Genomic DNA, 26,985 nt, shown 5'->3' on the forward strand with positions numbered 1-26,985 from the left:
GACAAAGATGCCCAGTTTGCGCAGCTCGTTGGAGGTGCGGGCTTGGCCATAGGCCGGGAAATCGGTGGCGGATTTGATGACCGCCTGTTCGGTCGCCTCGTCAACCCGATTGGCCAAGTTAGGCTTGCGCCGGGTGCGCTCAAACAGGGCTTCGACACCTCCGTCCTCGACTGCTGATTTATAGCGGTAGAACGTGTCACGGCTGTAGCCCATCACCTGGCAGGCTTTGCTGACGTTGCCCAGTTCCTCGGCCAGTTTCAGCAGACCGGTTTTGTGTTTGATGATCTTATCAGTAGAGTTCAGCATTGTGGTTGCCTCGTTTTGCGGTTGGGTTTGCACCACCATCAAAACGATCAACCATCATCTCCTTCAAGAGATGCGCCGCCCCCAGTTCAGCGTGCTGAGAAGGGGGCGGTGTCAGATCACATCGAGACTAATTCAGATAAATAGCTCCAATGCCTATCGCAGATTTAAGCGTCTTCTGGCGATCTCAGTTTATCTATATGCCGTCGCAGCGTTTGCGGATGCACGCCGTAGGCCCAGGCGACGTCCTTGACCAATTCGCCTTTTGCCAAGCGCTTTTGCGCATCTTTGGCCTGCTCAATGGTCATCTTCGGCACCTGTCCCAATCGCTTACCGTTCCGGCGCGCGATGGCGAGTCCCTGTTTGGTGCGTTCGGACAACCGGCTGCGCTCATGTTCGGCCACGGCGGCCACCATGGTGAAGGCCAGCTTCCCATCCGCGGTGGCGGTATCCACGCCGAGAGAAACGATCTGGAGGCTCACGCCGCGTTCTTTCAGACTAGCCTCAATGTTCAGTGCATCGCGGGCCGAACGAAAGGCTCGATCCAGTGACCAGACCACCAGCGTGTCGCCCTTGGTCAGTTGCGCCAGAACAGCCTCAAAGACGGGCCGCGACGGACCCATGGCGGATCGTTTCTCCACATGCAATTCATCGCAAATCGGCAGCAACAGATCGACCTGACGGTCTTCCCGCTGGTCCTCGGTGCTCACGCGAATATATCCGATCTTCATATGGTTCATTGCCTGTACCCCAGGAAAGCAGCGGCATCTGATGCCACAATAACGTTCCTCATCGTTTTGGGGGTGTCGGACTTGACAGCCTGCTCCGGCAAGTCCTTGTTCTTAAATATCTTCTGCAATCATTATACCTTTTTCGGCGCAGCAAAAGCAAATATACCACTGACGAACGTCAATGTGGGATAAAAGATTAGCAAAATTAACAGCTTATTCACCATTTTGTGGGATGATACTGGCAATAGCTGCGTTTCTCGCCACGGGCAAAAATGCGGCTGCGCTCACCGCCCAGGATGTAATGGAGAATATGTCTGCCGAAGAGCAGAACGCCTATATCTCCGGTGTGGTCGAGGGGCTGGCTTTTGCCCGATGGCTCGCCGACGAGCGCGATGAGACTGGCATGCAATGCATCTGGAACTGGTATCTGCACTCGGATCAACGGGCGCGGTTCAATGCCCAGATGGACTGGTTTGAGAAACACCCCGAACAGCAGGTCAGCACATTGATGTACGCGTTGATCCGGGAAGAATGCGGTGAGCAGGGAAGTAGGAGGTAATGCTAAGACAGGCGTTTGACAGATCACGATTGGCAGAACTGGCGCAGCACCAGCATCGCGTTGATGCCGACAAACGCCGCAAGCGGGACTTTGAGCATCGCCGTAACGAGCGCGACCGCAAAGAAGAGATCGAAGACAAGGCTGAAGCGGCTATCGGCGCGATGGCCGCAGTAGCGTTCTCCCCTCCTGCAACAGTGCAGCAGATCGCAGCTTTTGAAGCCGATCTAACCCTCTATGACACCGCCACGGTTGATGCGCTCATGGCCAATGATCTGCAAATGGAAAAACTACGCGCCGACCTTGAGACGCTGCTCAGCCAGGCCTTTGTCATGGAAGATGGCCGTCGCGTGTTCCGCACCGAAGACGGCACGCAAGTGTTTGATGAGTTTGGCGAGGACGTTGGGCCAGGCGAAATCGACCCGGCCACGATCCCGGACCACCATCCAACCTGGGAAGAGTTCTCGGCGCTCAAAGATCAATATGCGACGCTTCAACAGGAACGTGAAGCGCTGATTGAGTATCAGAAACAGCTTGATGCGGCGCGTGACGCACTCGCAGAAGGGGAGATCACGCAGGATGAGCTGGAAGAACTGCGGGCGGAGCTGATTGAAGATACGCCGGAGGCCGTGAGAGCGCGTCTGCCGCAAGAACACCAAGCGGTACAGTTTGACGGTGATCGCAATTCTGTAGAGGTCGCGGCCAAACCGGTGAGCGGGGGCCCGTCGCTTGATGGATTGAAAGGGTTCGTCGTACCAGAACCAAATGGGGCGTAGCCAGTCAAAACGAAGCTTGGGTCGCATGCGGCAATGCGGAAAAGGTCTACAGTGAGCCCATTCAGCTGAAGACGCCAGAACTGCGCAAATTCGATGCAAGAAATCGTTCGCACAGAACCCGTGTGATTCTTTGACCGAGAGTTCCGCCAGAAACCTACAATGGCTGCAATAGGGCGTCTCAACGAACTTCATTGATGTCCGCTGTGGACATTTTTCTGGCTGAACGCACGTCCAAGAGAAATTGAAGATTCCTCAATTGTCGAGGCTTCAATGGTATCGTTCAAATGGGACCGATGCTGTGCATGAAAGCAATGACGGCTTCCGCCGCTGCCCTGAAGGCCAACGCTTTCAATCGGGCGGAGGGATCGGAACCCCTGAACCAGCTTTATCATCTTTCGACTCTAAAGGATTAACTATGAAGTTATAGATGTTTTTCTGGAAAGTAACGGGCGCTGATTGACGTGGTTGTCTTTCGCTCGAACTAGAGTTTGCCGCACTGGAAAAAGCACTTAGCAATCCGAGAATATTAGAATAATTTCCTGACTTAGCCGCTGCCTCGTCCTTACTGGCTGCGCTCGCAGCGAGTTGTTCGACGGCCTCTTTGCCTCTTGCAATGACCGCGACAGACTCCTGAAGCACGGCTTCCATGGACCGAGCAGATTTGGAGCCAAGACGGCCAGCAATTTCCTCAGACTTTTTTAAGGAATCTAATCCACCAAACTCCAACCTAGAATTCCTAACGCCCTCCCGCAATAATTCGTACCAAGCAAAAAAGTTTGCCCATTCTCCCAAATTAGCTGCATCGGTTCGTATTCTTTTTAAATTCTCTATTTGAGCGTCCACCCTATTAAGCGCATCTTCGGCAGCGCCAGCTCTCTTCGCGAGTGCCGGCTGGATGTAAACGGCCATTTCCACCCAAATATAGTCAGTGCCGAGGATTGCGGATACGCCATCCGAGTTGATTTCCTCAAATACTTTCTGTAAGTGAAGCCCTCTATCGTATGCTTCATTTGACTCCCTGGACACATCTTCAAATTTTGATTTTTCGCTTTCGAGAAATCCCAACTCCGAGTCTATTCTCTCCAACTCACCATAAATTAGATCCGTGACGCGAGAATACTCTCGAGCGGCAGTCATTGGATCACTTGAAATCAATTCTTGATCAATTGCGAAATCGGGCGTTCGCCATTTTCCAAATCGAGCCGCTCCGCTCAATGTCGAGATGTCATTATCGATAATGCGCTGTACCCTTTCGAGGTCAGTCGCTTCGCCAGACCAGACACTTACGGCCCTGTCAAGCAAATCCACAGCATCTTTTAATTCTAGAATTCCGTCAACCACACTACTAAATAACCCGGAAGCCGAGTTGCTAAAACCTCCGTAGTTTCGAACGACTCCTGCAGTGTCTGATTTTTTGACCGACTCGAAGAACTGTTTCGATTGTTCATCTAAATCTTGTGCCTCTGTCAACGCAACCTCCGAAATTAGGGTAAAAATGAGAAAAACAGAAATGAAGTCGAAAGGTCTTCTCGTTCGAGCAACTGTCTCAATGGGCATGTCAAAGTTCGCTAATATCTTTGTTCAACTCCGTCAGCCAACTATCCATTTCTATAAATCCAACTTCGCGCCAGCGTCTCATCGACATTTCAAGGAGCAACTCTGACATAACCCTTAGTTCATTTCCTCGAATACCTTGAAGAACCCGGTTAGCGATCTGTTGAGCGTATGCCTGCGGATCCGTGTCCTTGAATCCAGGGCAGAAGAACTCGCCTACGTCGAGTGGTAGGTGCAAGTAATCAGTCGGCCTTTGCCTATTTCCCGGCCAAACACCTCTTGGCACTCTAGCAAACTCATTTTTATTGAACTCCGATATTTGGCGTACGGAGATCGGTCCATTTCTCCTAAAATAGAAATCGACTTGGTCAAATCCAACAAACGGCGAGACGCGGTATTCTGTCGGTGTATCGCTGAATGTCGGGTTCAAAATCAATTTTACTGGTGCCAATAGCTCAAAAGTTCTCCAGTAGGGATCTACACTGGTACCGTGTCTCTTTGCCCATTCAATGTCATTGCTGTTGTGGCCGTTCCGGCATGGAATCATTGTAATATAATTACGAAAGAAAGTGTCGATCTGAATTTTCTCGTGTTCCCTTATTGATGGATCGAACATATCGAATTGCTGTGCAATGTATCTGTACCAATAGACCCAAGGAGCGCCAATCTTTTTTCGATTCGGTGCAGCAAACATGCGTTGTTGAAATTCAACTTGCGTGGGCAGGATTGAAGTCTTTAAATATTCAATAACGTCACCCATCGCTCGGACCAATCCCCTATATCGCGCCGAAGTGGGAAACTCTTTTAGGGCAGAATCAAGCGCAACGTTCTTCAGACCGGGGGCCATCATGAAATATGTATTAAGGGCAGTGACCGTGAAAAGAATTCCATCATACCCGGCGTCGCCCTGAAGATTTGAAGATTTTACATCCGAATCCAGATTACTAACAGATGTCCAAACAGCTTGAGATAATTGGTCGAAATCGTTTTTGATGTCTTCGACATTGTTTCCTGCTAGTATTGAGTATTGGATGTCTTGTAATCGTCGCATATGAGTTAGCGCATCTACTTGCTGTTTCCGCAATGACTCATTTTCTAGAAAATTCGGTATCTGCCCTTCTAACTCTTCAAGTTTCGAGTGAACTTCTGAAATGCTCTCGAGTGTTAGCTGCTGCAATTGGATAATTGTATCTAACTTGGCATTGAGAATGGCGTGGCGCTCGCCTTCGCCGCCCCTTTTCCCAAACATGTTCGACAAAGCGGAAGCAATCGAAATGGTTGCCGCAACGCCTGCTGCCGTAATTTCGGCTTTTGCTGGTGCGGGGAAGATAACTCCCGACGTACCGGCTAGAATACCTGCGGTGAAGGGCGAAATACTCAATTTCAAAAAGTCACGTCTCGAAGAGTGTTTCGCCACCACCTATACCTCCCGCGTAGGTTTCCTTCGCTGCTGTACGCCCGGAGCGGGTTTAATCGGCGGCTGAAACTCCCGGACTCGAAGGCTCAACAGAGCTTGTGTAAATGTATCGAATATAGACCTGGGTTTCAGCATACATAAAATTCAGTCAAAGAGCTAGTAGTCCACGAGTTATTTCGCAGCGACCAGAATCCGTTTCCGGTTATTCGTTGATGATCGTTTTGTCCCGCATGGGGGTCGGTCTGACATCATTGTCTTGGTCCACTTCTTCTGCGGTGTGACCAAAACGATTGCGTTATCGATCTTTTTTCGAAACACGGACGCCGATCCTGCCCGTTGATGTATAGTTTGACTCTGTCCCGGTGCCGGGTCATTGCAACGTATGTCAGCGGTGCATCCATAGTTCGGGAGGCGAGGATGTAGGATCTGTCGATGGTTACACCTTGAGACTTGTGTATGGTGACAGCATAGCCGTGGTCGAAGGCACGGTAGATTTTTGGGTTGAAGGAGACTTTGCGCCTTTGCCCGTCGTCACTATCGAGCTCAACTGTGATTTGGTTCTCTGTGAATTTGATGACCGTGCCGAGCATGCCGTTCTTCACGCCGGTGGTTTTTTCGTTTCGAGTGAAGACCATGCGGTCTCCTTCGGCGAACGCGCGCGGGCCGGTTTCAGTGTCGTAGATCGTTTCGGGGTTCGCGGTGCCGGATGAGCGACATGCCGACCGAAGGACTTGGTTGAGCGCATAGACATCTTTACGGCGGTGGGCGAAAGCGAGACGAGAGGTACTGTCCCCGTTCAATTCCACATCTGCCATGTAGTCTTCAACCAGGGCCGCCAAGGCCGTATCGCGAGACCAGCGGTTAGTGATCAAACCGTGCTGATCATAGCTTTCGATGGCCTCAAGAGTACGGCCTTCGGAAAGATCGCGGGACGCCTGTTTCTGCCAGTCTTCGCGCTGGCGGTAGATCTCGTTAAGCTTCGCCGCGCCATGAGTTTCGATCAGGCGACGGAACGGGTGTCCGGCCTCTATCGGTTGCAATTGATCCGGGTCACCGACCAGCACCAGTTTTGCACCGATGCTCTGCAATTTGCTGGCAATTCGCATCATTTGGCGGGTGCCAATCATGCCAGCCTCGTCCACGACAAGGACGTCTCCGGGGGCAATCGGTTCGTATCCGTTTTTCCAACTCGCTTCCAATGAGGCCAAGGTGCAGGATGTGATGCCTGAAGCGGATTTCAAACCTTCGGCGGCTTTACCGGCCAGCGCCGCGCCTTGAACGGTGATGCCTTGTTTTTCCCATGCCGCACGCGCGGTTTTCAGCATGGTGCTTTTTCCCGCACCGGCCAACCCGACCACGCAGGCGAGGCGTTCCGGTCCAAGAATATGGTGCAGTGTTGACCGTTGTTCTTCGCTCAAACGACCACCAAAAGCCTTCTGCATGTCAGCATCCTGTTTGCGGATAGCAAGCTTGATATGCGAGGCATCCACTGCAGCGCTTTTCGAGGCAGACAGTGCGGCACCGCTGGCACTCAAAGCGATTTCAGCAGCGCGGTAGTCTCTGGTCGTGACATCGCCGCCCTCGCCAAGCTGTATGAGATTGGTCGAGGACATGGCGGTATCCGCCGCCGCCCGCAATGCCATCGGGTCGGGAATGCGTTTCGCAAGTTCGCGCAAAACATCGGTGCGGGAAAAACGCGCTTTCTTGTGAGAGATGTGATCCAGGATCAAAGCCGGATCAGCAATCAACTGATCCTTTGTGAACGGGATGTCGTCCGGTGGCAGGACGAGTTTCTGCCTTGGATCTGGGCGAATTGCGGTTTCAAACGACGCCGAAAGCGCTTGCAAAATGTCAGGCTGAGACAGGTCGCGTTCCAGCGCACGGCGTTCCGATAAGTGCTGATCGATCAGATCTTGTTGCTCCTGTCGATCGCGTGCCTCAGCGGACTTCGCCTCAAGGACGATGCTCGCCACCAAGGTTTGGTAACGGCCCGTGACGCGCGCCCAGATGGCTTTCAGGCCCATTGGCAAGCGTTTTTGTCGGACTTTCAGTTCGGCAATCCGGCGCGCTTCCTGCGTGGCCCGCAACTTCTGTCTTTCGCGTCGCTGTCGTTCCACCAACGCCTTGCGTCTATGCTCAGCGTCGGGATCAGGTTCTGCGTTCGACAGCGATGCGGCCCGCGCGTCTATTTCCCTGAACGCCGCTTTGGCTTCTTCGATGGACCAGAGCGCGTCTTCCGACCCAAAGCGGGCGCGCAACTCTTTCGGTTTCACACCGCACCAGCGCGACAGCGACCAGATTTTTCCCGAGGCATCCACGGCGACAAGCCCGCGTCGGTCCCCACGGGCCAGCATGTAGCCTTCTTCCCAGAGCGCTGCGGCGAAGGCTGAGCGGGAATCCGATTGGTCCCAACAACGCCGGAACAGGGCTTTCAACTCTTTCGGATCAGCCTGGGCGCGCCGGGCCTGTCCGGCTTCCTGACGGGAGAAGTTCTTCCCATCGCGGGCGTCGGGGTCGCGGAACCCCTGCGGCATATCCCACTCATGGGTGCGATACAGTTCGCGCGAGATATCCATTAGCTTGCGCTTGTAGTGCGACAGCTTGATCGCCTTCATTTGGCCCGCATCAATCCGGGACCAGACACAATGAGCATGGCGGCGACCCAGTTTCTCATGGAAGACGACAGCGCGCGGTTGGCCGCTGAGGCCGAGCTTTTTTCCAACCACTGTGATCGCCGCTTCGAACATCTCGATCGATACCGTTGGGCCAGGCGGCGGATTCAGTGACAGCGAGAACAGGTAATTCTGGCATTGCGTGCCGCCGGATATCGCTTCGGCTTCAGCAAAGGCTGCATAAAGGTCATCGGCCACGAAGCCTTCAATCGCATGCACGGTCACATGGTCATTATCACGGGGATTGAGGAGATGCCGCGCCAGTTCAGCCCCAAAACCGCGTTCATTGCCTTCAAGGATCATATCCCGCGTCTCTGGGGCTCAGCGATTTTTGACGGGATTGAGGACACGTTTGAGCGGAGCGTGGCAGCGTCGCCATCGAACCGGGAGGCGCGGAGTGTTTCCCAAGCGCCTGCATCAGCAGCGACCGGATCGACAGCACGTGCGCATAGGCCTCGGCAATCTGTGCTTTTTCACGCTCCCCAATCATCAGTGCACCAATATTGGCATGGTAGGCAAGTTGGTTGAGATTGCTGGCAATGCGCGATTGCCCGAGCATAGCCAACGCTTCAGCGGCAGCCTTCTTGTCGGTAACAACGCTCTTGGGCCGATGCCTGCGCCGTTTTTCTTCCTTGGCAAACACACAAGCCCGGATATAGGCCGACAGGGTCGTACCCGCCGCCAGTTCTTCCAGCCGTGCCCGCTCTTCAGACGTGAGGCGCAACGTTACCGGTGAAATAGCCGTCCGTTTCGCGGTTTGCGTTGACCTACTCACAGCGACGGCCCTCGCAACGGCGCGCGGCAGGAGGTATTCTGCTGGGGGCTCTTCTTTGCGTTCTTGGCTTGTCCAGAAGCCGCTACTTCGAACTCCCGAAGCTTTTCAACAAGGTTAGGCTCAGCCTTCAAAACCGCGCCCCACTCCTCCAACTCATTAAGCAGAGAAACGAGCGTTGCTGGTTCTAGGTTAGTCTTGTCATCTGCACCAGTTTTCTCCGCAGTCTTGTGAATGATCGCTGGTGCGTGCCGCCAGCCAACGGCAGTTGCAGCGCGCGTCCCCGTTCCTCTGCCTGCGGCCGTCCGGGGAGGCTGTTTGCTTATGCCGCACCGGCCGGCAGGGCCGGATTGAGCTGCCGGGGATGGTATGCCCCAGCCCGGTTTGCCATAATGCCCGGCGGGTGGTCCGGCGCCTTGCGAAACAACACCCTGCGGCCGGGTTCCGGATCCCGGCAGTTGAGACAGGCCCCTGGAGCAGACTGATGACCCAGCAAACCGTTCTTGTCACCGGGTCCTCCGGCTTCATCGGCTACCACCTGTGCCGGCGCCTGCTGGAGGACGGGTTCCGTGTCGTCGGCATCGACAACCTGTCGGATTACTACAGCGTGCAGCTGAAACGGGACCGGCAGGCGATGCTGGAGCAGTACCCGGACTTCAGCGTCATCACCCGCAGCATCGAGGATCCCGGCGTTGTCCTGGGGGTCTTTGAGGCGCACAAGCCGGACTATGTGGTCCACCTCGCCGCGCAGGCCGGGGTGCGTTATTCGATCGAGAATCCCCGTTCCTATCTGGAAAGCAACATCACCGGCACCTTCGAGATCCTCGAAGCCGCCCGCGCCCATCCGCCCCGGCACATGCTGCTGGCCTCCACCTCCTCGGCGTTCGGGGCCAATACCGAGATGCCCTACAGGGAGACCCAGAAGGCGGATCACCAGATGTCCTTCTATGCCGCCTCCAAAAAGGCGACCGAGAACATGGCGCATTCCTATGCGCATCTGTTTGATCTGCCGGTCACCATGTTCCGGTTCTTCACGGTTTACGGCCCGTGGGGGCGGCCTGATATGGCGCTGTTCAAATTCACCAGGGCGATCCTCGCGGGGCAGCCGATCGACGTCTACAATTATGGCGGCATGCAGCGCGACTTCACCTATATCACAGATCTGGTGGAGGCCGTACGGCTGCTGATGGACGCGGTGCCGGAACGCCCGGCGGACGGGGCGGTGCCGGAGGGCGACAGCCTGTCGCCGGTGGCGCCGCACCGGGTGATCAACATCGGCAATTCCGAGCCGGTGCAGCTGAACGATTTTATCGCCGCGGTGGAGGCCGCCACCGGCCGCACCGCGGAGCGCAACCTGATGCCGATGCAGGCCGGCGATGTGCCCGCCACATGGGCGGATGCCTCGCTGCTGCGGCGGCTGACGGGCTATACCCCCCAAACCGGAGTGGCAGAGGGTGTAGCGCAGTTTGTTGAGTGGTACCGGGCGTATTACCTGGAGGCCCCGGACAGCCAGTGAGCCGAGCGGCGCAGCCGGGACCGTCCCGGGCCAGGGCGAGCCTCTTGAACCTGCGGCTGCCTGAATTATGAAGGAGCGGCTGTGACTGCACAGGGCAGGGTCTGCGCCACCCTGTTGCCAAACCGCGCGTCCGGGGAGTGATCATGAGGCAGGAACTGATCTTGCGGCCTGCATCCATGCGTCTGGCTGTTTTTCTGCTGGTGGCAGTGGCCGAGGCCGCGGCCATTCGCCTGCTGACCTATGATGCGGACCAGTTCTTCTGCGGGAATGTGTCCGCATATACTCTCTGCCGGGGGCTGCGGACGCTTCCTCTGAGCGTTTTCTTCATGTGTGCTGCCGTTGTTCTGATGACAGTGGCCCGCCCCCGTCTTTGGCACAGCTATGCGCATCTGGCGGCCGCGGCGCCGTCCCGCCGCCTGGTTCCGGCCGGGCTGCATCTGCTGGGGCTGGTGCTGGTGCTGGTGCCGCTTTGGCGGCTTCCCCTTGCCCAGCTGGAGGCGCAGTTCAGCCAGGCGGCGCCGCTGTTCCTGGCCGGCGGGGCGCTTGCGCTTCTGGGCGCTGCGCTCTGGCTGTTGCCGTTGCGCGCCTGGAAGCAGTGGTTGCTGGGCAATGGCGCCTTCCTGCCGCTGGTGGCAGCCGGATTTTTCCTTCTCCCGCTTGTGGTTGAGGCGACCGGGTGGCTGTGGGGCGAGAACCGCGCCTTGACCCGGCTGACGTTCCAGGCCGTGAGCGGGGTGTTTGCCTTGACTGGCACCGAACTGTTCACCCTCCCGGGGGAGCGGATTATCGGCCTCAACGACTTTTCGGTCCGCATTGCCTCGGGCTGTTCCGGTGCCGAAGGCGTGGCCCTGGTGGCGGTGTTCATGGCGCTCTATGCGCTGCTGGCGCGCCGGACACTGCGGATGGGCCCCTACTGGGCGGTGCTGTTCCCGGTTGCGGTCTGCCTGAGCTGGATCCTGAACATCCTGCGGATTTCGGCGCTGATCTGGCTGGGTGCAAATGTCTCGCCGAAACTGGCGGTGGACGGGTTTCACTCCTATGCGGGCTGGCTGATGTTTTCGCTGCTGGCCTTTGCGGTTCTGGCCATCGTTCACAACATGGCCTTTTTCCACACCGGGGCAGCAAAGCCTGGCGCCCGCCCCGGCCTGCCCCTGAGGGCGGATCCGCTGTTTGCCAGAATCGTTCCGTTCATCCTTTTCATGATGAGCGGCACCATCACGCCGCTGCTTTGGGAAAATCCTGCCGATGGCTACCCGCTGAGGGTGGCGTTCATGCTGCTGGGGCTGGCGCTGTTCTGGCCTGCGCTGAGGGCTATCGACTGGCGCGCCGGGCCGGCCGACTGGCTGACCGGCTGCGCGGTGGCGGCAATGTGGCTGCTGCTGGCCCCGGACACCACCGCCAGCGCGGCGCAGGCGCCGGATCCGTTCTGGATCCTGTGCCGCCTGCTGGGCACGGTGCTGCTGGTGCCGGTCATCGAAGAACTGTTCTTCCGCGCCTATGTGCTGGAGCGTGCCGCCGGCACTTCCGCTGCAGCACCCTGGCGCGTCCTGGCCGGGCTGGCGCTCAGCAGCCTGCTGTTTGCGGCGCTGCACGACCGCTGGCTGGCCGGGGCCGCGGCGGGCGTTGCGTTCGGGCTTTTGTACCTGCGGACCCGCCGCCCCGGCGGCGCCGTGCAGGCGCATATGCTGGCCAACGCCATCATCGCTGCCGTGGCCATCGCCACCATGAATTATGATCTGATCTGATCTCATCCCGCCTGGCGGCACGCCGCAGGACAGGGCGAAAACTCTTAAAATTTGCCTAACATGCGGGCTAAAGTGTTGATAATGTACTAATTTTTGCCACATCTCCACCCCGGCCAGCGCGCAGGGGTTTTCTATCCAGTCTCCAACGCCCGTTTCTTTGCATTGGAGATCTGATCATGCTGGCACTGAATATCGCATCTTCTGCTGCTGCCCTGCCGGGGCGCGCCCGTTCCGTTTTCCGCAAGACCGCCAAGGCCGCCGTTGCCGCATGTCTGGCACTTGCGGTGCTGCAGCCGCAGGCAGCAGCCGCCCAGCAGACTTATGTCGTGGGCAGCGACCGCGGCGGTTATCTGCACGACCGGCTGATCGAGCTGAAAAACCTCAAGCGCAGCGGCACCCGGGTCGAGATCCGCGGCCGGGTCTGCTATTCCACCTGCACGATGTTCCTCGGCCTGCCGGGGGCCTGCGTTGATCCGAACACCACCTTCGGCTTCCACGGTCCGTCGCGCAGCGGCCGCCGCCTGGCGCAGGAAAAGTTCGATTATTTCAGCCGGGTGATGGCGGACTTCTACCCGGAGCCGCTGAAGGTCTGGTTCATGGCGGAAGGCCGCAACCGGATTTCCGGCATCTACAAGATCAAGGGCAGCGAAATCATCCGCATGGGTGTGAAAGCCTGCCGCAGCGCCTGAGCAGGCCAGCTTGCCCCGGTGCGGGCTGGCGGGTATCACGGAGGTGACCGCAGTGAACCCCGGCGCGTTGCCGCACGCCGGGGTTCACTGCGCCAAACAGGCTACCGGGAGATTTGCCTATCGTGCTGTCATCCATGCTCCGCAAGTTCGCAAAGGGCGCCGCCTTTGCGGATCCCGCGCCTGAGGTGCCGATCTGCGTGATCGGTGATGTGCATGGCTGCCTGCCGCTGCTGGAGCAGATGCTGGCCCAGGTGCCGCGGGATCACCAAGTCGTCCTGGCCGGGGATTACGTCGACCGGGGCGAGCAGAGCGCCGGACTGCTGCGCTTTCTCAGCGCCCGCCCGGATCTGACCTGCCTGATGGGCAATCATGAGGATATGCTGCTGCGCTTCCTGCAGAACCCCGCCCGCGACGGCGGCCGCTGGATCAGGAACGGCGGGCTGCAGACGCTGGCATCCTTCGGCATCTGCGGCGCCCGCCCGCAGATGAGCGCAGATGAGCTGCGCGGCTGCCGCGACCGCCTGCAGGCGGCGATGGGGGAGGATCTGATTGCTTGGATTGCCGGTCTGGAGACCTCCCTGCTGTCCGGCACTGTGCTGGTTGCCCACGCTGGGGCGGATCCCGGCACGGCCGCAGCCGAGCAGCAGGACGGCACGCTGCTGTGGGGGCACCGGGAGTTCTTCCGCACCCCGCGCCGGGACGGGGTCTGGGTCGTGCATGGCCATACCATCGTCAGCACGCCCGCGGCGGAGCGGGGCCGGATTGCCGTCGATACCGGCGCCTATGCCACCGGAACCCTGTCTGCGGTCTGCCTTGATGGCAGCGCGCCGCGGTTCCTGAGCGTGCCAGCGCAGCCCGCCTGACGTCAGGTCATCGGTGCAGACCGGATACAGCAGGGCAGGAATACCGCACCTGTCCCACGCTTCAAGTTGAGCGGTGGTTAAGAAAGTGTTAAGTGCCTTCGATGGGGGAGTTTAACAGTTATCGTTTGAGGCCAAGCAGATGAAAAATCTTTTTACCGCCCTTAGCACCGCTTTCATTGTCAACTGCATGACCCTGTCCGCCGCTTTAGCGAAGCCTGGCAAAGGCAATGGCAACGGGCATGGAGTCGGCAACGGCAACGGCGGCAACGGGAACGGCAATGCGTGGGGCGTGCCGGAAATCGACGCCAGCGCGGGTCTGCTGACGCTAGCGGCGGTTGGCGCTGCATTGGCCCTGGCCTGGGAAGTGAACCGCCGCCGCGCCTGATTCGGAACGGGCCCCTTCAGCGGGGTAAATCCATTTCCGCCAAGGCTGATCAGGCGTCTGCGGCAATCGCCGCAGCAGCTTCTCGCCGCAAAGCCCCCGCCGCACCGTACTCTGCACAGGTTCCGTCCCAAGCGCCTCGGCGTTCGGCGGGCCTGTGGTTTTGCGGCGTGTCGGGCGTTAGCGCCCAGGGGGCACACGATCTGAATTCGTGCTGACAGGCTGCGCGCCGAAGGGCGACGCCGGGCTGTCGCCTGCAGGCTTCATCTTTCCTTTAGGCTCTGGCAGCCAAAAGAGCTGTATCGGGCCTCAGGCCACCGGCGCCGGAAACCAGCATTCCGGCAGAATCAAGGCCCGTCATCCCCTCAGAAATGAACCGGGCCACCCAGGTCTTGCTCCCAGGACACAATGGTTAACCAAGTCTCAAAAGTGTAGAAAATACTACTTAAGTTTGTCGTAACTTGAGTGTAGTGAGCCCGTACCTATCCCTTTTGGCAGGTGGGTTTTGGTTAAGACGTTTGAATTTCGGAGTGTTAGACGATGCAGGATTTTGCACTGACCGCGTACTCCATCGATGGATCTGTTGAATATCAGGTGCCTGGCTATTCTTCGCCAGGCTATTACTCCAGATCGGGTAAGCGGATTTTTGATATACTATTTGCTCTTTTGCTGTTGCCCGTCCTGGTGCCTGTCATCCTAATTTTGTGGGGTGTCGTGCGCTTGGATGGCGGGCCGGGATTTTTCGGGCATACCCGTGTGGGCCAGAACGGCAAGCCGTTCAAATGCTGGAAGGTCCGCAGCATGGTGGTCGATGCCGAATCACGGCTTCAGACCCATCTGGACAGCAACCCCGAGGCTGCTGCTGAATGGGAGCGTGACCACAAGCTGACCAGCGACCCGCGCATCAACCGGCTTGGCCGGATCCTGCGCAGGACCAGCCTGGATGAACTGCCGCAGATCTGGAACGTGCTGAAGGGCGAGATGAGCTTTGTCGGCCCGCGCCCCATTGTCACCAAGGAGCTGCCGAAATACGGCAGGAGCGTGCCGGCGTATCTGGCCCAAAAGCCTGGAATCACCGGGCTTTGGCAGATCTCCGGCCGCAATGACATCAGCTATGAAGAGCGGGTGGCGCTGGATGTGGCCTATCTGTCCTGCCGCGGTTTCTTCAAGGATCTGACAATCATCCTCCGCACAGGTGCAGCAGTGCTGGGCAGAACCGGCCGCTGAGTCCGGCACCGGTCCGCAGGACTTTCTTCTTAAAGCCCCCGCGTGTATGCGGGGGATGATGCGCGTGTGCGGCGCGCATCATCAGTACGGTACTTGGGTATTCATGAAACAGACGCCTTTGAGTGAAGCTTCCTTCCCTGTGCAGCGCCCTGCGCCCTCTGAAACGCCGGACGACGATGTCATAGACCTTGGCGCCTTGTTCGCCACCCTGTGGCGCGGCAAGTGGATCATGCTGCTGGCGACCATGGCGGCTATTTTCCTGGGCGGGATTTACGCCTTTGTCGCAGCGGTGCCGCAGTACACCTCCAGCGCCGTGGTGATGCTGGAGACCAAGCAGGAAAGCGTGGTTGATCTGCAAAGCGTCGTCAGCGGCCTGTCGGGCGACTACGCCGAGGTCAATTCCGAGCTGGAGGTGCTGCAATCGCGCGGGCTGATGGGCAAGGTCGCCGACAAGCTCAGCCTGATGGACGATCCGGAATTCAACGGAACCCTGGTTGAACCCTCTGCGCTGGGCACGCTGGTCTGGACGGTGAAGTCGCAGATCAAATCGCTGCTGGGCCTGCAAAAACCGGCGGAAGAGATGCCGGAGGAGCTGGTCGAACAGCTGATCCGGGACAGTGTGGTCTCGACCCTGCTGAACAAGATCTCGGTGCGCAATGTTCCCAATACGCTGGTGTTCGAGGTCACTGCGGAGACGGAATCCGCCCGCAAGTCGGCGTTGATTGCCGACACCATTGTGGATCTCTACATCCTCAACCAGATCGAAGTGAAATTCGACGCCACCGAGCAGGCGACAACCTGGCTGACCGGCCGTGTGGCCGAGCTTAAGACGGAGCTGGAAACCGCCGAGGCCAAGGCCAATGAATTCAATGCGGGCACCGCCCTGGTCTCGCCGGAGGCGCTGCAGGCGCAAGAGGTGCAGCTGAAGGATCTGCGCGAGCGCATTGCCCTGGCCAGAGCCGCGGAGGAAACCGCGCAGGTGCGCTACAGCGAGCTGCGCGCGGCGGAAACCCGGGAAAGGCAGGCGGAGATCAGCCAGGACCGGCAGCTGCAGCGTTTGCTGGCGCAGGCGGACACCGCCGCGGGCGGGGCTGCGTTTGACACCGCCTTCCAGCGGCTTCTGGCCCGCGCCGCGCTGGATGCCCGCCGCGCGACGCAGCAGCTGCAGACGCTGGTGCAGTCGGAGGCGGAACTGTCCAGGCAAACCGCGCGGCAGAGCGAAGACCTGATCACCCTGCAGCAGCTCACACGCGAGGCGGAAGCTGTGCGGCTGCTCTATGAATATTTCCTGACCCGTCTCAAGGAGACCTCGGCCCAGGAGGGCATCCAGAAAGCGGACAGCCGCCTCTTGTCGCGGGCGGTGATCCCGCTGCGCCCCTCCGCGCCCAAAAAGTCGCTGATCCTTGCGATGAGCGGGATTCTGGGGCTGATGGCGGGCGCCGGCATCGTGCTGCTGATGGAAGCACGGCGCCGGGGCATCCGCTCCGCTCAGGAGCTGGAGCGCAAGACCGGCTACAGCGTGCTGGGGCAGATCCCGGTGTTCCCGGCCAGCGGCCGCCGCAAGGTGCTGGAATACCTGGCCGAGAAACCGTCTTCCGCCACCGCGGAGGCGGTGCGCAACCTGCGCACCTCGCTGATGCTGTCCAATGTGGATCATCCGCCGCAGGTCGTGGTCCTGACCTCCTCCCTGCCGGGGGAAGGCAAAACCACCAATGCGCTGGCGCTGGCGCAGAACTTCGTTGGCATGGGCAAGAAGGTGCTGCTGGTCGAGGGCGACATCCGGCGCCGGACGATGACGGCCCAGCTCAGCAATGTGCCGCCGCAGGGCATTGTCTCGGTGCTGGCAGGGGATATCGCGGCTGACCAAGCCATCTTCCAGGATCCGCTCTTGGGTTGTGACATCCTGGCGGGGGAAAAGACCTCGGCCAACGCCGCCGATCTTTTTGCGTCGGAGCGGTTCCGCGACTTCCTGAACGAGATGCGGCAGCTCTATGACGTCATTCTGATCGACACACCGCCGGTGCTGATTGTTTCTGACGCCCGGCTGATCGCCCGCAATGCGGACGCGGTGCTGCTGACCGTGAAATGGGATGACACCGCCGAACAGGATGTGGCGGAGGCCCTGCGGCTGTTCCATACCGACAACCAGCGCCTGACCGGGATGATCCTGGGCCAGATCAACACCCGCCGGATGAAGCAGTATGGCTACAGCTACGGCGAATATGGCTCAAAATACTACGCCAACTGACGCATTGAAGCCGGAGAAGACGGCTTGAAAAGGAACGGCGCGCCTCGCAGGGGGCGCGCCGTTCTCTTTTGCAGACTGCGGGCCGCAGTTGCGGGTGCTTCAGTTCGTGCTGACGGTGCTTGTGGTGGACGGGGTCGCGCCGCCGCCTGCTGCGGCTGCAAGTCCGGCGGCAGCGGCTGCCGCTCCAAGCGCCGGTGCCACCAGCGGCACAAAGCCGGTGACGCCTTCCGCCTCTGCTGCGGAGGCGGCGTCCGCCAGCGCTGCAAGACACTCGTCATCGTCGGTGTTCTGGGTGTCTTCGCAATCGTCCTTAGCGGTTGCGGGGCTGACACTCTGGGCGGCAGCGCCGGTTGCGGACAGGGCCAGGGCCAAAAGGGTAATCCGGATCATCGTCAATCTCCTAAACCTATTCGCCGCCAAGCTATCATGCTCTGCCGGCGCTGCAAATGCTGCACTGCTGCAAAGCCGCTTTTGTGTGTCCAAAATGGTGTTTTTCCGCCGCCGTCCGGCGGCAAAACCACTAGCGGAAACCGCAGCAGCCGCGCAACCGCCGGTTTTGCTCCGGCAAGGGTTGCGCTGGCGTCCGAAACAGGGAAAGAGACAGGCAGATTCGCCACAGCAGAAAGACATTTCCGGCCTTTTCTCCAGCCAGCGGGACAGTCCGCCGAAAAACGGATAAAGGGGCGGCAGGCCAGCAGTACATTCTTAGACGGTATGACAAACGTGATTTTCCAGGGACGGCAATTGCTTTCGGCAGCACTCATGGCGGCCGCCCCGGCACTCGCCCCTTCACTGGCCCAGGCGCAAAGCACTTCGGTCTACGGCACGCCGGGATTGATCGAAACGCCTACGGCTGAAATGTATCCCGACGGCACCCTGGCCTTTACCAGCGGTGTGCTGGACCAGACCCTGCGGGCCACGATGACCTTTCAGATGCTGCCTTGGGTGCATGGCAGCTTCCGCTATGCGGTGATCGAGGGCTTCGACGGGGAGATCGGCGACCGTTTCGACCGCAGCTTCGACCTGCACTTCCAGCTGCGCGAGGAAGGCCGGACGTCCCCGGCCCTGGCATTGGGCTTGCGCGACTTCGGCGGCACCGGCATCTATGCCTCGGAATATCTGGTTGCCACCAAGACCATCCGGGACCGGCTGAAACTGTCCGGCGGCATCGGCTGGGGGCGGCTGGCCGGACGCGGCAGTTTCTCCAACCCGCTGGGTCTGCTCAGCAGCCGGTTCGACACCCGCAGCGATCCTCGTGCGGGCAACATCACCGAAACGGGGCGGCTGGACTTCGGCAATTGGTTCCGGGGCGAAGCGGCGCTGTTCGGCGGCGCCAGCTGGGCCTACAGCGACCGCTTGACCCTGCTCGCGGAATATTCCCCGGACCTCTATACCAAAGAGCGGGACCGCATCGGTTTCGAGGTCAGCTCGCCGTTCAACTTCGGCGCCCAGTACCGTTTGAAGAACGGGGCGCAGGTGACCGCGGCCTTCATGTACGGCACCACCCTGGGGCTCAACTACAGCTATTTCATCGACCCGCGGCAAAGCGTGGCGCCGGGCGGGCAGGGCGCCTCGCCGCCGCCGCTGCAGCCGATCGACCGGGTGGCGCTGGCCAGCTGGAACCTGCCTGATACCGCGGCACCCGGCCGCCGGCAGCAGGTCCTGACGCGCAGCCTGGAACTGGAAGGGCTGCGGCTGGTCTATCTGGAGGACGCCGGCGGCACGCTGCGGATCGGGGTTGAAAACGGCACCTACGGCCAGGCGGCGCAGGCTGTCGGGCGGGCGGCACGGGTGCTGGCCAATACCCAGCCTGCTCGGGTGCAAAGCTTTGATATCGCGCTCATGTCGAACGGCGTGCCGCTCAGTTCCGTGCGCATCGCCCGCCAGGATCTCTATGAGCTGGAGCATGATCCCGACGGGGCCTGGCGCAGCTTTGCCCGGGCTGAGGTGTCCGACAGCCTGACGCTGGTCAGGGGCGGCTTCACCGATGCGGCCTATCCGAATTTCAGCTACCGGTTCGGCCCCTATCTGCAGGCTTCGTTCTTCGACCCGGATGCGCCGCTGCGCTATGAAATCGGCGCCCAGATGGGGCTGGATTACACCGCCGCCCCGGGGTTCACCCTGTCTGCCGGACTGCGCCAGCCGGCCGCCGGCAACCTCGATGACAGCCAGCGGCAGTCGAATTCGGTGATCCAGCGGGTGCGGTCCGACTGGGGGATTTACGCCCGGGAATCCGATCTGCGCGTCGAGCATCTGACCGCCGAATACATCTGGCGTCCCGGTACCGATCTTTACGCCCGCACCACGGCGGGTTATCTGGAAACCATGTACGGCGGCCTCTCGGGCGAAGTGCTGTGGTTCCCGGCGGACAGCCGCCTGGCGCTGGGTGCCGAGGTGAATTACGTCAAGCAGCGCGATTTTGACGTGCTGTTCGGGTTCCAGGACTACTCGGTCGCGACCGGCCATGTCTCCGCCTATTACGATTTGCCCGGCGAATACCACGCCCAGGTGGACGCAGGCCGCTATCTGGCCGGGGACTACGGGGCTACCGTCACGCTCGACCGCGAATTTGCCAATGGCTTCAAGGTCGGCGCCTTCTTTACCCTGACCACGGTCAGCTTCGACGACTTCGGCGAGGGCTCCTTTGACAAGGGGATCCGGCTGGAGATTCCGGTGTCCTGGCTGACCGGCCGCCCGTCGCGCGACCGGCTGGCGCAGGTGATCCGCCCGGTGCTGCGCGATGGCGGCGCCCGGCTTAACGTGCGCAACCGGCTGTATGGCGTGACCCGCGAGGCGCGCGCCCAGCAGCTGGCCAAGGGATGGGGGAGGTTCCTGCGATGAGGCTGTTCCGCACTGCCCTGATCTGCCTGCTGCTGGCGTCCTGCGGCGACGCCAGGGACGAACTCGACCTGCTGCGCGGCGCGCTGCAGCCTGATGCGCCCCGGTTCCATCCGCGCGCCAATGCACTGGCGTCTGTGCGCCCGATCCCGCCGCGGCTGGAGGTGAGCTTTCCCAGCCGCGACCTGAGCGGCGTCATGCTGCTGGAGACCGAGCGGGCAGGGGTGCAGACCTGGCTGACCGCCGATGGCGCCACGATCACGCTGGAGAAGGGTTTCCTCACCTCCGCCAAGGGGTTCGGCTCTGGTCTGGCGGCCTCGGATGTGCGGCAAAGCGCGGCGCTGGTGCTGGCCCGGCAGGAGGGCACGGCGGAGCGGTTCCACAGTTTTCTGAACGGCAACGACCAGATCGAACTGCATGCCTACAAATGCGTTGTGACGCGCCTGGGGCCGGAGAGCATTTTTCTGCGCGGCCTGCCGGTTGCCGCTCAAAAGCTGCAGGAACGCTGCCACGGGGTAGCGGAAAGCTTCACGAATACCTATTGGGTGCGGCAGGGAGTCCCCGAGGTTTTGCAATCCTCGCAGTGGACCGGCAGCTTCCTTGGCAACCTCTTTATGAAGACGGTGCCGGATGAGATTTGATTGTAAGTTGATTGGAGGACGCACCGTGCGCCGCATTTCCGTTGCCCTCAGCGCCTTGGCTCTGGCTGGACTGATGTCCGGCTGCTCAACCGTCTACCGCAGCCCTGCCGTGAAGGCAGGCGTGTCGGACGCGGGCAAGGTCCGGGTGGTGGCCGTGACCCCGGAAACCGTGCTGGTCGCCAACCGCGCCGCCTATCAGCCCAAGACCCTGCCAGCCGTCTTCCAGATCTCCGCAGGCTCGGGTGCCGGGGCCAGCCCGCGCGGCCTGGGCCGGCTGCCCGACGCGCCCTCCACCCAGGACGGCAGCCGCCAGGGGCTGCGGCTGGATCCGCCGCCCGCCGTGGACCCCGGCCCCTATACCATCGGCACCGGCGATGTGGTTGTTCTGTCGACCCCGTCGACGCAAGGCACCGTGGCAGAACTGTCCGGACTGCTGGCGGCGCAAAACAGCCGCAACGGCTACACCGTGCAGGATGACGGCTCGATCAACATCCCGGACGTGGGCCGGGTGCGCATCGCGGGCCTTACCGTGGACGAGGCCGAGGCGCTCCTGTTCCAGCGCCTGGTGGAAAGCCAGATCGACCCGACCTTCAGCCTTGAGATTTCCGAATTCAATTCCCGCCGGGTCTCGATCGGCGGCGCCGTGGGCCAGCCCGGCGTTTACCCCATCACCCTGACGCCGCTCACTCTGGGCGAGGCGCTGGCGGCGGCGGGCTCGGTCTCGGTGGCGGATATCGACACCAGCTCGGTCCGGATCTACCGCGATGGCACCATGTACCAGATCCCGCTGGAGGATCTCTATGCCCGCTCCGAGCTGCAGCGCCTCAAGCTGCTGGCGGATGACTCGGTGTTTGTGGACACCGATTACGACCTTGGCCGCGCCGAGCGTTATTTCGCGCAGCAGATCCAGCTGCAGCAGACCACCCTGGCGGGCCGCCGTGCTGCGATTGACGAACTGACCGCCGCCCTCACCCTGCGCCGCGCCGACCTTGATGAGCAGCGGGAGAACTTCTCCCAGGCGCTGGAGCTGGACGCGGTGGACCGGGATTACGTCTATCTCAGCGGCGAGGTCCGCACCCAGGGCCGCTACACGCTGCCGTTCGGCCGAAAGGCGACGCTGGCGGATGCGCTGTTCGACACCGGCGGCGGCATCGCCAAGGAGACCGGCGACGCGTCGCAGGTCTACGTGCTGCGCGCCTCCGGCGACATCCGCGAGTTCGGCGCCGTCACCGCCTGGCATCTGGACGTGCGCAATGCCGCGCATCTGCCGCTGGCCGCCCGTTTCCAGCTGCGCCCCGATGACATCGTGTTTGTGGCCGAAAACCCTGTCACCCGCTGGGGCCGCACCATCAACCAGATCACACCGTCTCTGATCACGGCTCCGATCAATGCGGTGGCGGATTAATCCGCGGTCCTTCCGGACCTGAGAGCCGTACGCTGCAGGCCTCCTGTCCGGAGGAATGCATATTTTTTGCGAACGCAGTTTGATAAAGAGTTTTTTCACGATGAAGCTATTGCACCGGCTCAAAGGCAACAAGACGCTCCTGCGCCTGCTTGGCGGCGGCGCTGTCGCGGTGCTGATCAAAGGGTCAGCCGCCGCGGCGTCACTCGCCATGTTCACCGCATTGGCCTGGGTCACCGACACGGAGAGCTTCGGGGTCATCGGGTTCTGCTTCTCCCTGGCAACGCTGCTCGCGGTTGCAGGGTCTTTTGGGCAGCGCATGATGTCCCTGAAGGACGCCGCCATCGCCCATGAAAATGCGGACGGACGGACGCTCGCTCTGATCGGGAAATCCAGCCTGCTGGTTGTCGTTCTCGGCACACTGGCCTGCGCGCTGTTGCTGGTTCCGGCCAGGGCCTTCGGCCTCCTGCAGCTGGACACGCAGGTGTTTGCGGCCATGGCTGTCCTGGCGGCCGCCCTGGCATTCGCCGAGAACGCCGTTCATTTCTTCCGCGGATACCGGACGATTGCGTTTTCCCTGCTGCCCCGGGATATCTTCTGGAGGCTGGCAATTCTGGCGGTTTGCCTGGGCCTCTGGGGCTTTTCGCTCAGCCTGTCTGCGGCAGCTGCGGTGTGGCTTTTAGGCCTGCCGTTGATTGCCCTGATCCTGCTTCAGGCCGGAAGCGATCCCTATCTGCGCAGGCCCATAGCACTGCGAGAGTTGTTTGCGGCCGCGGCTGCACGGGTGCGGACGGGGTTGCCGCTTTGGGGCACATCGCTGATCCAGACGGTTGGCGGGCCGGTGCTGGCGCCGGTCATTCTGGGCGTGGTGCTTTCGCCTGATGAGGTCGGCCCCTTCTTCGCGGCCTTCCGGATCGCGCTAGTCCTTGACCTCTTCACCCTCGCATCCGCCATGGTCGTGGCGCCGCTGGTTGCCCGCGGGCATGCCAACAGGAATTTCGCCGAAACACAGGCCATGCTGCGCTACTCTGTCCTCCTCGTCAGCCTGGCCACACTGGTCAGCTTTCTGATCATCGTGTTTTATGGCGACTGGCTGCTTGCCCTGATGAACCCGGACTTTGCAACCGCGGCCCCAGCCCTGACAGTTCTGGGGGCCGGCTTTCTGATTTCCGTCTGCTGCGGCCCGGTGCCTAACATCCTGGAACTGGCCGGCCAGGAAAAAATTCTCCTGCGGCGGCTGGTCTGGTTCAACTGCATCTGCCTTGCCGCCCTGGTCCCGGCCACCGAACATTTCGGCATGACCGGCGCGGCAGTCTGCACCGCAGGGCTGCGCGCGGTCACGCATATCACCCTTTTATTTACCGTCAAAAAGCGGGTCGGCATCGACCCTTCCATTTTCTCATTGTGGAGCAAAGCCGCATGAGCACCCCGAATTTCTTCCTGATTGGCGCCCCCAAATGCGGCACCACCGCAATTGCCGAATACTTGGCGGAACGCGAAGATGTCTTCTTCTCCAAACCCAAGGAACCGCTGTTCTGGTGCAGCGATCTCGGCATCGAGCCGCACGCGCTGCGCCCGGAAACGCAGGCAGAGTATGACGCCCTGTTTGCCGCTGCCGACCCGGCACGGCACAGGATCATCGGCGAGGGGACAACCTCCTATTTGCGCTCAGCGCAGGCGGTCAGCACCTGTGCCAGCCGCTACCCCGAAGCCAAGTTCGTGGCGATCCTGAGAAACCCCGCTGATGTGGCCCACGCCTTCCATATGGAGCAGCTCTACACCGGCCTCGAAACCGAACAGGACTTTGCCGCCGCCTGGCAGGATCAGGCCCGCCGCGAAGCGGAATGGGACGCGGCCAGGGACGGGCGCCCGGACAGCCTGCTCTACCGGCGGATCGCGGCGTTTTCCCCGCAGATCGAACGCTTCTTTGAGCTGGTGCCCGCGCCCCGGCGCAAGGTGATCATCTATGACGATTTCCGCGATGACCCGCGGGCGGTCTGGCTGGACCTGCTGTCCTTCCTTGGCCTGCCGGACGACGGGCGCACGGATTTTTCGCCCCGCAATGCCGCCCACGCCCAGCGGTTTCCCCGGCTGTCGCACTTCCTGCTGGCCCCCCCGGGGCCGCTGGCCCCGGCGGTCAGGACCCTGCGCCTGGCGCTTCTGGCGCGCGACAGCAAGCTGGTTGCCGCGCTCAAGGGCTTCCTGAACGTCAAACGCCCCCGGCCCCGGCTGGACGATGCGCTGCGGGCGGAAGTAACCGCCTGGTTCCGCCCCGGCGTGGAGCGCCTGGAAACCCTGCTGCAGCGGGACCTGTCCGCCTGGAAGGGAGAGGGGAGATGAAGGTCCTGTTTCTCACCGTTCGGGCCGATCTCGGCGGCGGGCCGGAGCATCTGTACCAGCTTCTCAAGCACCGCCCAAAGGGGATCGGGGCTTATGTGGCCTGCCCGGATGACAAGCCCTACCACGACCGCTATCGCGCGCTGCTGGGGCCTGACAGAATCGTCCCGCTGCCGCACCGCGCGTTCTCGCTGGGATCGCTGGCCGCAACCGCAAGGTTCATACGCCGCGAAGGAATCGACGTGCTGCACTCCCATGGCAAGGGCGCTGGGCTTTATGCCCGCGTGCTGGGGCTGTGGACCGGGCGCCCTGTGGTGCATACGTTCCACGGGCTTCACACTGGTGAATACAGCCCGCTGAAGAAAGCCTTGTACCTCCGTCTTGAGCAGCTCCTGGGCTTGGGCACGCAAAAGGCCATCTGCGTGTCGGAAGGCGAGGCCCGGCTCATCCGGGAGGCTGGGGTCAGCCGCGCTGACAAGCTGGCGGTGATCCCCAACGGCATCGAAATCCCCGAAACGGTAACGCGGCCGCGATGGGATGGCGGGATGCTCCGGCTGCTGGCAGTCAGCAGGTATGACCATCAGAAGAACCCGGATCTGCTCATCGATATCGCCAAGGCGCTCAGCGGCAGCCTCCGGTTCCACCTGGATGTGATCGGCACCGGAGAGCGGCTGCCGCAGATCCAGCAGCGCCTCAACGATGAGGGTCTTGCGCAGCATGTCACGCTGCACGGCGGCGTCGCCAACCCTCGCGACCACTTCCGGCGGGCCCATGCCTTTGTGTCGACCTCACGCTGGGAGGGCATGCCGCTGGCGGTTCTGGAAGCCATGTCCGAAGCGCTTTGCGTTCTGGCCACCGATGTGGTCGGCAATGCCGACGTGATCCGGGACGGGAAGACCGGGCGCCTGTTCCGGACCTCGGACGAGGCCGTCCGGATGCTGCAGGGGCTGACCGTGGAGGACTGCGCGCGTCTGAGCGCAGCCGCGCGCCGGGAGGCTGAGCAGACCTATTCTGCCGACGTTATGGCGGCAAAAACCTATCAGGTATACGGTGTCGCCGGATAGAGGTTCCTGGCAGTTGCTGCCCCTCTCTTGTTCCTAAGGCCCCCGGACTGGGTCTGAAGAAGATAGTGGGCGGTGATAAACAACCATGCAAACGGCATAGAGTACCAGATTGTACCTGTATCCACGGTTAGCCCATGCACGGCTTCGGACAAAACGACCGCAAAAAACACGACGCCACGGCGGTTTTTCAGCGCGGACGCCGCAGATATTGCGATCAGCCAGATCCAAAGCAGGATATTGACAGCCCCGGCGAGCAGTCCGAATTCAACAAGGATCGTCAAATAGGAGTTGTCGCCCCAGACTCCATAGTCGCTGTTGATGTTCTTGTATCCAATTCCAAGGAACCAATTTTCCTGGAAAACAGCGATCAGGTGAATCCAGTTTACAAAACGGCCGGTTTGCAGAAACGTGCTGTTTCCCGAAATGTTCAGGAAATCCAGCCGCTGAAGGTTGTATGTAACGCTTTGCGGAAGCAACAGGCTGAACTCGGACAGCAGAAATGGAATCGACAAAAGGGTAAATACCGTGGCGCAGCCCGCCATAGCCCAGCCGGTTCGCCCGAGCAGAAATGGCAGCGCCAGACCGTAGGCAAGCAGAAGGTGCAGCGTGGCTGCGCGCGAGGACGCGATCCATGTCGCGTAAAAGGACACTGCGAAAATGAGCAGAGTCACCAGGAAGCGGCTTCTCCTTCGTCCGAACACAAGCACTCCCAACCCGCAGACGCTTCCCCACACTGCGGTCAGATGCCCGAAGTCCGAGCTGTTGCCGAGTACTCCGCCGGCTCTCAGGCTCGGACCTGAACCATCTCCGGCCCAAAGGGCTTGCTGATTGCTTCGGATTTGAATCCCCAGATGATGGAGCACGATCCCCAAGAGGACCGCAATGAAGCCTCCCCAGAAAAAGAGAAATGTCATTCGCCAGACTTTTTCCTCGGACATGGGTTGGGAAATAAGCAGGATGGCGGGGAGCATGATGAAAATCATTCTTGCGAAGGCAAGGTCCCTGGCCGAAAACTCGTTAACGATGCTTCCGGCCAAAAATGAAAAGGTCAGGGTACAGATCAGCAGGGTCAGAAGAAAGCCGAGGCCCGTTTTTGCGACAGACGAAATCCTCGGCAGGGCCAGCGCAAGAAATGCGAAAGACATCAAGTCCAGCAGGCCGATCGAGAAGCCGTCAGAAATACGTGCAGCAGTAAACGGCGCAAACAACAGGAAAAATGAAATCAAGCCAACTTTCATTACCGCTCACTATC

General features: G+C 60.4%; 24 protein-coding genes. 15 read left to right on the forward strand and 9 right to left on the reverse strand.

Annotation, left to right across the window (positions count from 1 at the left end; genetic code table 11):
• Positions 1–306, reverse strand: a 306-nt coding sequence (locus PHA8399_RS05915) for a helix-turn-helix domain-containing protein (protein WP_145976979.1), incomplete at its 3' end; no start/stop codon positions are given.
• 164 nt (positions 307–470) lie between these two features.
• A complete protein-coding gene (locus tag PHA8399_RS05920) occupies positions 471–1,043 on the reverse strand; it encodes a recombinase family protein (protein ID WP_058285261.1) in 573 nt (190 codons plus the stop codon).
• Positions 1,044–1,266: 223 nt separating this feature from the next.
• Between PHA8399_RS05920 and PHA8399_RS05925 the strand changes: the two genes are divergently transcribed.
• Both PHA8399_RS05925 and PHA8399_RS05930 read left to right on the forward strand, forming a co-directional pair.
• A complete protein-coding gene (locus PHA8399_RS05925; protein ID WP_058285262.1) occupies positions 1,267–1,593 on the forward strand; it encodes a hypothetical protein in 327 nt (108 codons plus the stop codon).
• A gap of 29 nt (positions 1,594–1,622) precedes the next feature.
• Positions 1,623–2,366: a hypothetical protein gene (locus PHA8399_RS05930; RefSeq protein WP_145976980.1), complete on the forward strand. Its 744-nt coding sequence runs from the start codon at positions 1,623–1,625 to the stop codon at positions 2,364–2,366.
• A gap of 348 nt (positions 2,367–2,714) precedes the next feature.
• On the opposite strand, the gene PHA8399_RS22215 is transcribed toward PHA8399_RS05930, so the two are convergent.
• The 4 genes from PHA8399_RS22215 to PHA8399_RS21845 form a co-directional block, all read right to left on the reverse strand.
• A complete protein-coding gene (locus PHA8399_RS22215; RefSeq protein ID WP_145976981.1) occupies positions 2,715–3,923 on the reverse strand; it encodes a hypothetical protein in 1,209 nt (402 codons plus the stop codon).
• Position 3,924: 1 nt separating this feature from the next.
• Entirely contained in the window at positions 3,925–5,301 is a 1,377-nt protein-coding gene (locus PHA8399_RS22220; RefSeq protein WP_145976982.1) for a hypothetical protein, read from the reverse strand.
• 284 nt (positions 5,302–5,585) lie between these two features.
• Positions 5,586–8,312 (reverse strand): AAA family ATPase, encoded by a 2,727-nt coding sequence (locus tag PHA8399_RS05935; protein ID WP_058285264.1) that lies wholly within the window; start codon positions 8,310–8,312, stop codon positions 5,586–5,588.
• Positions 8,302–8,733: a plasmid mobilization protein gene (locus tag PHA8399_RS21845; protein WP_145976983.1), complete on the reverse strand. Its 432-nt coding sequence runs from the start codon at positions 8,731–8,733 to the stop codon at positions 8,302–8,304. The genes PHA8399_RS05935 and PHA8399_RS21845 overlap by 11 nt, the downstream gene beginning before the upstream one ends.
• A 532-nt stretch (positions 8,734–9,265) precedes the next feature.
• Between PHA8399_RS21845 and PHA8399_RS05940 the strand changes: the two genes are divergently transcribed.
• The 7 genes from PHA8399_RS05940 (at position 9,266) to PHA8399_RS05970 (ending at position 17,451) form a co-directional block, all read left to right on the forward strand.
• A complete protein-coding gene (locus PHA8399_RS05940; protein ID WP_058285265.1) occupies positions 9,266–10,297 on the forward strand; it encodes an SDR family NAD(P)-dependent oxidoreductase in 1,032 nt (343 codons plus the stop codon).
• A 143-nt stretch (positions 10,298–10,440) separates the two neighbouring features.
• Positions 10,441–12,042, forward strand: a complete 1,602-nt coding sequence (xrtE, locus tag PHA8399_RS05945) for an exosortase E/protease, VPEID-CTERM system (protein WP_058285266.1) — start codon at positions 10,441–10,443, stop codon at positions 12,040–12,042.
• Positions 12,043–12,218: 176 nt separating this feature from the next.
• Positions 12,219–12,731, forward strand: coding sequence for a hypothetical protein (locus PHA8399_RS05950; RefSeq protein ID WP_058285267.1), 513 nt, complete (start codon positions 12,219–12,221; stop codon positions 12,729–12,731).
• 134 nt (positions 12,732–12,865) lie between these two features.
• Entirely contained in the window at positions 12,866–13,594 is a 729-nt protein-coding gene (locus PHA8399_RS05955) for a metallophosphoesterase (protein WP_058285268.1), read from the forward strand.
• A 187-nt stretch (positions 13,595–13,781) separates the two neighbouring features.
• Positions 13,782–13,979, forward strand: coding sequence for a VPEID-CTERM sorting domain-containing protein (locus PHA8399_RS05960; RefSeq protein ID WP_244270162.1), 198 nt, complete (start codon positions 13,782–13,784; stop codon positions 13,977–13,979).
• Positions 13,980–14,516: 537 nt separating this feature from the next.
• On the forward strand, positions 14,517–15,203 hold the full coding sequence (locus PHA8399_RS05965; RefSeq protein WP_082649471.1) for a sugar transferase: 687 nt from the start codon (positions 14,517–14,519) through the stop codon (positions 15,201–15,203).
• Positions 15,204–15,306: 103 nt separating this feature from the next.
• Positions 15,307–17,451, forward strand: a complete 2,145-nt coding sequence (locus PHA8399_RS05970) for a GumC family protein (RefSeq protein WP_058285495.1) — start codon at positions 15,307–15,309, stop codon at positions 17,449–17,451.
• 99 nt (positions 17,452–17,550) lie between these two features.
• Here PHA8399_RS05970 and PHA8399_RS05975 read toward each other — a convergent pair whose 3' ends face one another.
• Together PHA8399_RS05975 and PHA8399_RS22225 are read right to left on the reverse strand one after the other, a co-directional pair.
• Positions 17,551–17,841, reverse strand: coding sequence for a hypothetical protein (locus PHA8399_RS05975; protein WP_027245281.1), 291 nt, complete (start codon positions 17,839–17,841; stop codon positions 17,551–17,553).
• 2 nt (positions 17,842–17,843) lie between these two features.
• Complete coding sequence (locus PHA8399_RS22225) at positions 17,844–18,215, reverse strand: hypothetical protein (protein ID WP_145976984.1); 372 nt, start codon at positions 18,213–18,215, stop codon at positions 17,844–17,846.
• Here PHA8399_RS22225 and PHA8399_RS05980 point away from each other — a divergent pair.
• The 6 genes from PHA8399_RS05980 to PHA8399_RS06005 all read left to right on the forward strand — a co-directional run bounded on the left by PHA8399_RS05980 (position 18,214) and on the right by PHA8399_RS06005 (position 25,733).
• Positions 18,214–20,292 carry a YjbH domain-containing protein gene (locus PHA8399_RS05980; RefSeq protein WP_244270163.1) on the forward strand — a complete coding sequence of 693 codons (2,079 nt, stop codon included), beginning with the start codon at positions 18,214–18,216 and terminating at the stop codon, positions 20,290–20,292. The two genes, PHA8399_RS22225 and PHA8399_RS05980, sit on opposite strands and share 2 nt — an antisense overlap.
• Entirely contained in the window at positions 20,289–20,930 is a 642-nt protein-coding gene (locus PHA8399_RS05985) for a YjbF family lipoprotein (protein WP_244270164.1), read from the forward strand. The genes PHA8399_RS05980 and PHA8399_RS05985 overlap by 4 nt, the downstream gene beginning before the upstream one ends.
• A gap of 25 nt (positions 20,931–20,955) precedes the next feature.
• Complete coding sequence (locus tag PHA8399_RS05990; RefSeq protein WP_208856270.1) at positions 20,956–22,335, forward strand: polysaccharide biosynthesis/export family protein; 1,380 nt, start codon at positions 20,956–20,958, stop codon at positions 22,333–22,335.
• Between the two features lie 100 nt (positions 22,336–22,435).
• On the forward strand, positions 22,436–23,755 hold the full coding sequence (locus PHA8399_RS05995) for a lipopolysaccharide biosynthesis protein (protein ID WP_158509250.1): 1,320 nt from the start codon (positions 22,436–22,438) through the stop codon (positions 23,753–23,755).
• Positions 23,752–24,672 carry a sulfotransferase domain-containing protein gene (locus PHA8399_RS06000; RefSeq protein WP_058285272.1) on the forward strand — a complete coding sequence of 307 codons (921 nt, stop codon included), beginning with the start codon at positions 23,752–23,754 and terminating at the stop codon, positions 24,670–24,672. The genes PHA8399_RS05995 and PHA8399_RS06000 overlap by 4 nt, the downstream gene beginning before the upstream one ends.
• Positions 24,669–25,733, forward strand: coding sequence for a glycosyltransferase (locus tag PHA8399_RS06005; RefSeq protein WP_058285273.1), 1,065 nt, complete (start codon positions 24,669–24,671; stop codon positions 25,731–25,733). The genes PHA8399_RS06000 and PHA8399_RS06005 overlap by 4 nt, the downstream gene beginning before the upstream one ends.
• Here the strand turns inward: PHA8399_RS06005 and PHA8399_RS06010 are convergent.
• The gene (locus PHA8399_RS06010; RefSeq protein WP_058285274.1) at positions 25,709–26,971 is read right to left on the reverse strand and encodes an O-antigen ligase family protein; all 1,263 of its coding nucleotides are present in this window, start codon (positions 26,969–26,971) and stop codon (positions 25,709–25,711) included. The two genes, PHA8399_RS06005 and PHA8399_RS06010, sit on opposite strands and share 25 nt — an antisense overlap.
• Positions 26,972–26,985 lie beyond the last annotated feature (14 nt).

It is taken from the genome of Leisingera aquaemixtae (assembly GCF_001458395.1).
GTDB lineage: Bacteria > Pseudomonadota > Alphaproteobacteria > Rhodobacterales > Rhodobacteraceae > Leisingera > Leisingera aquaemixtae.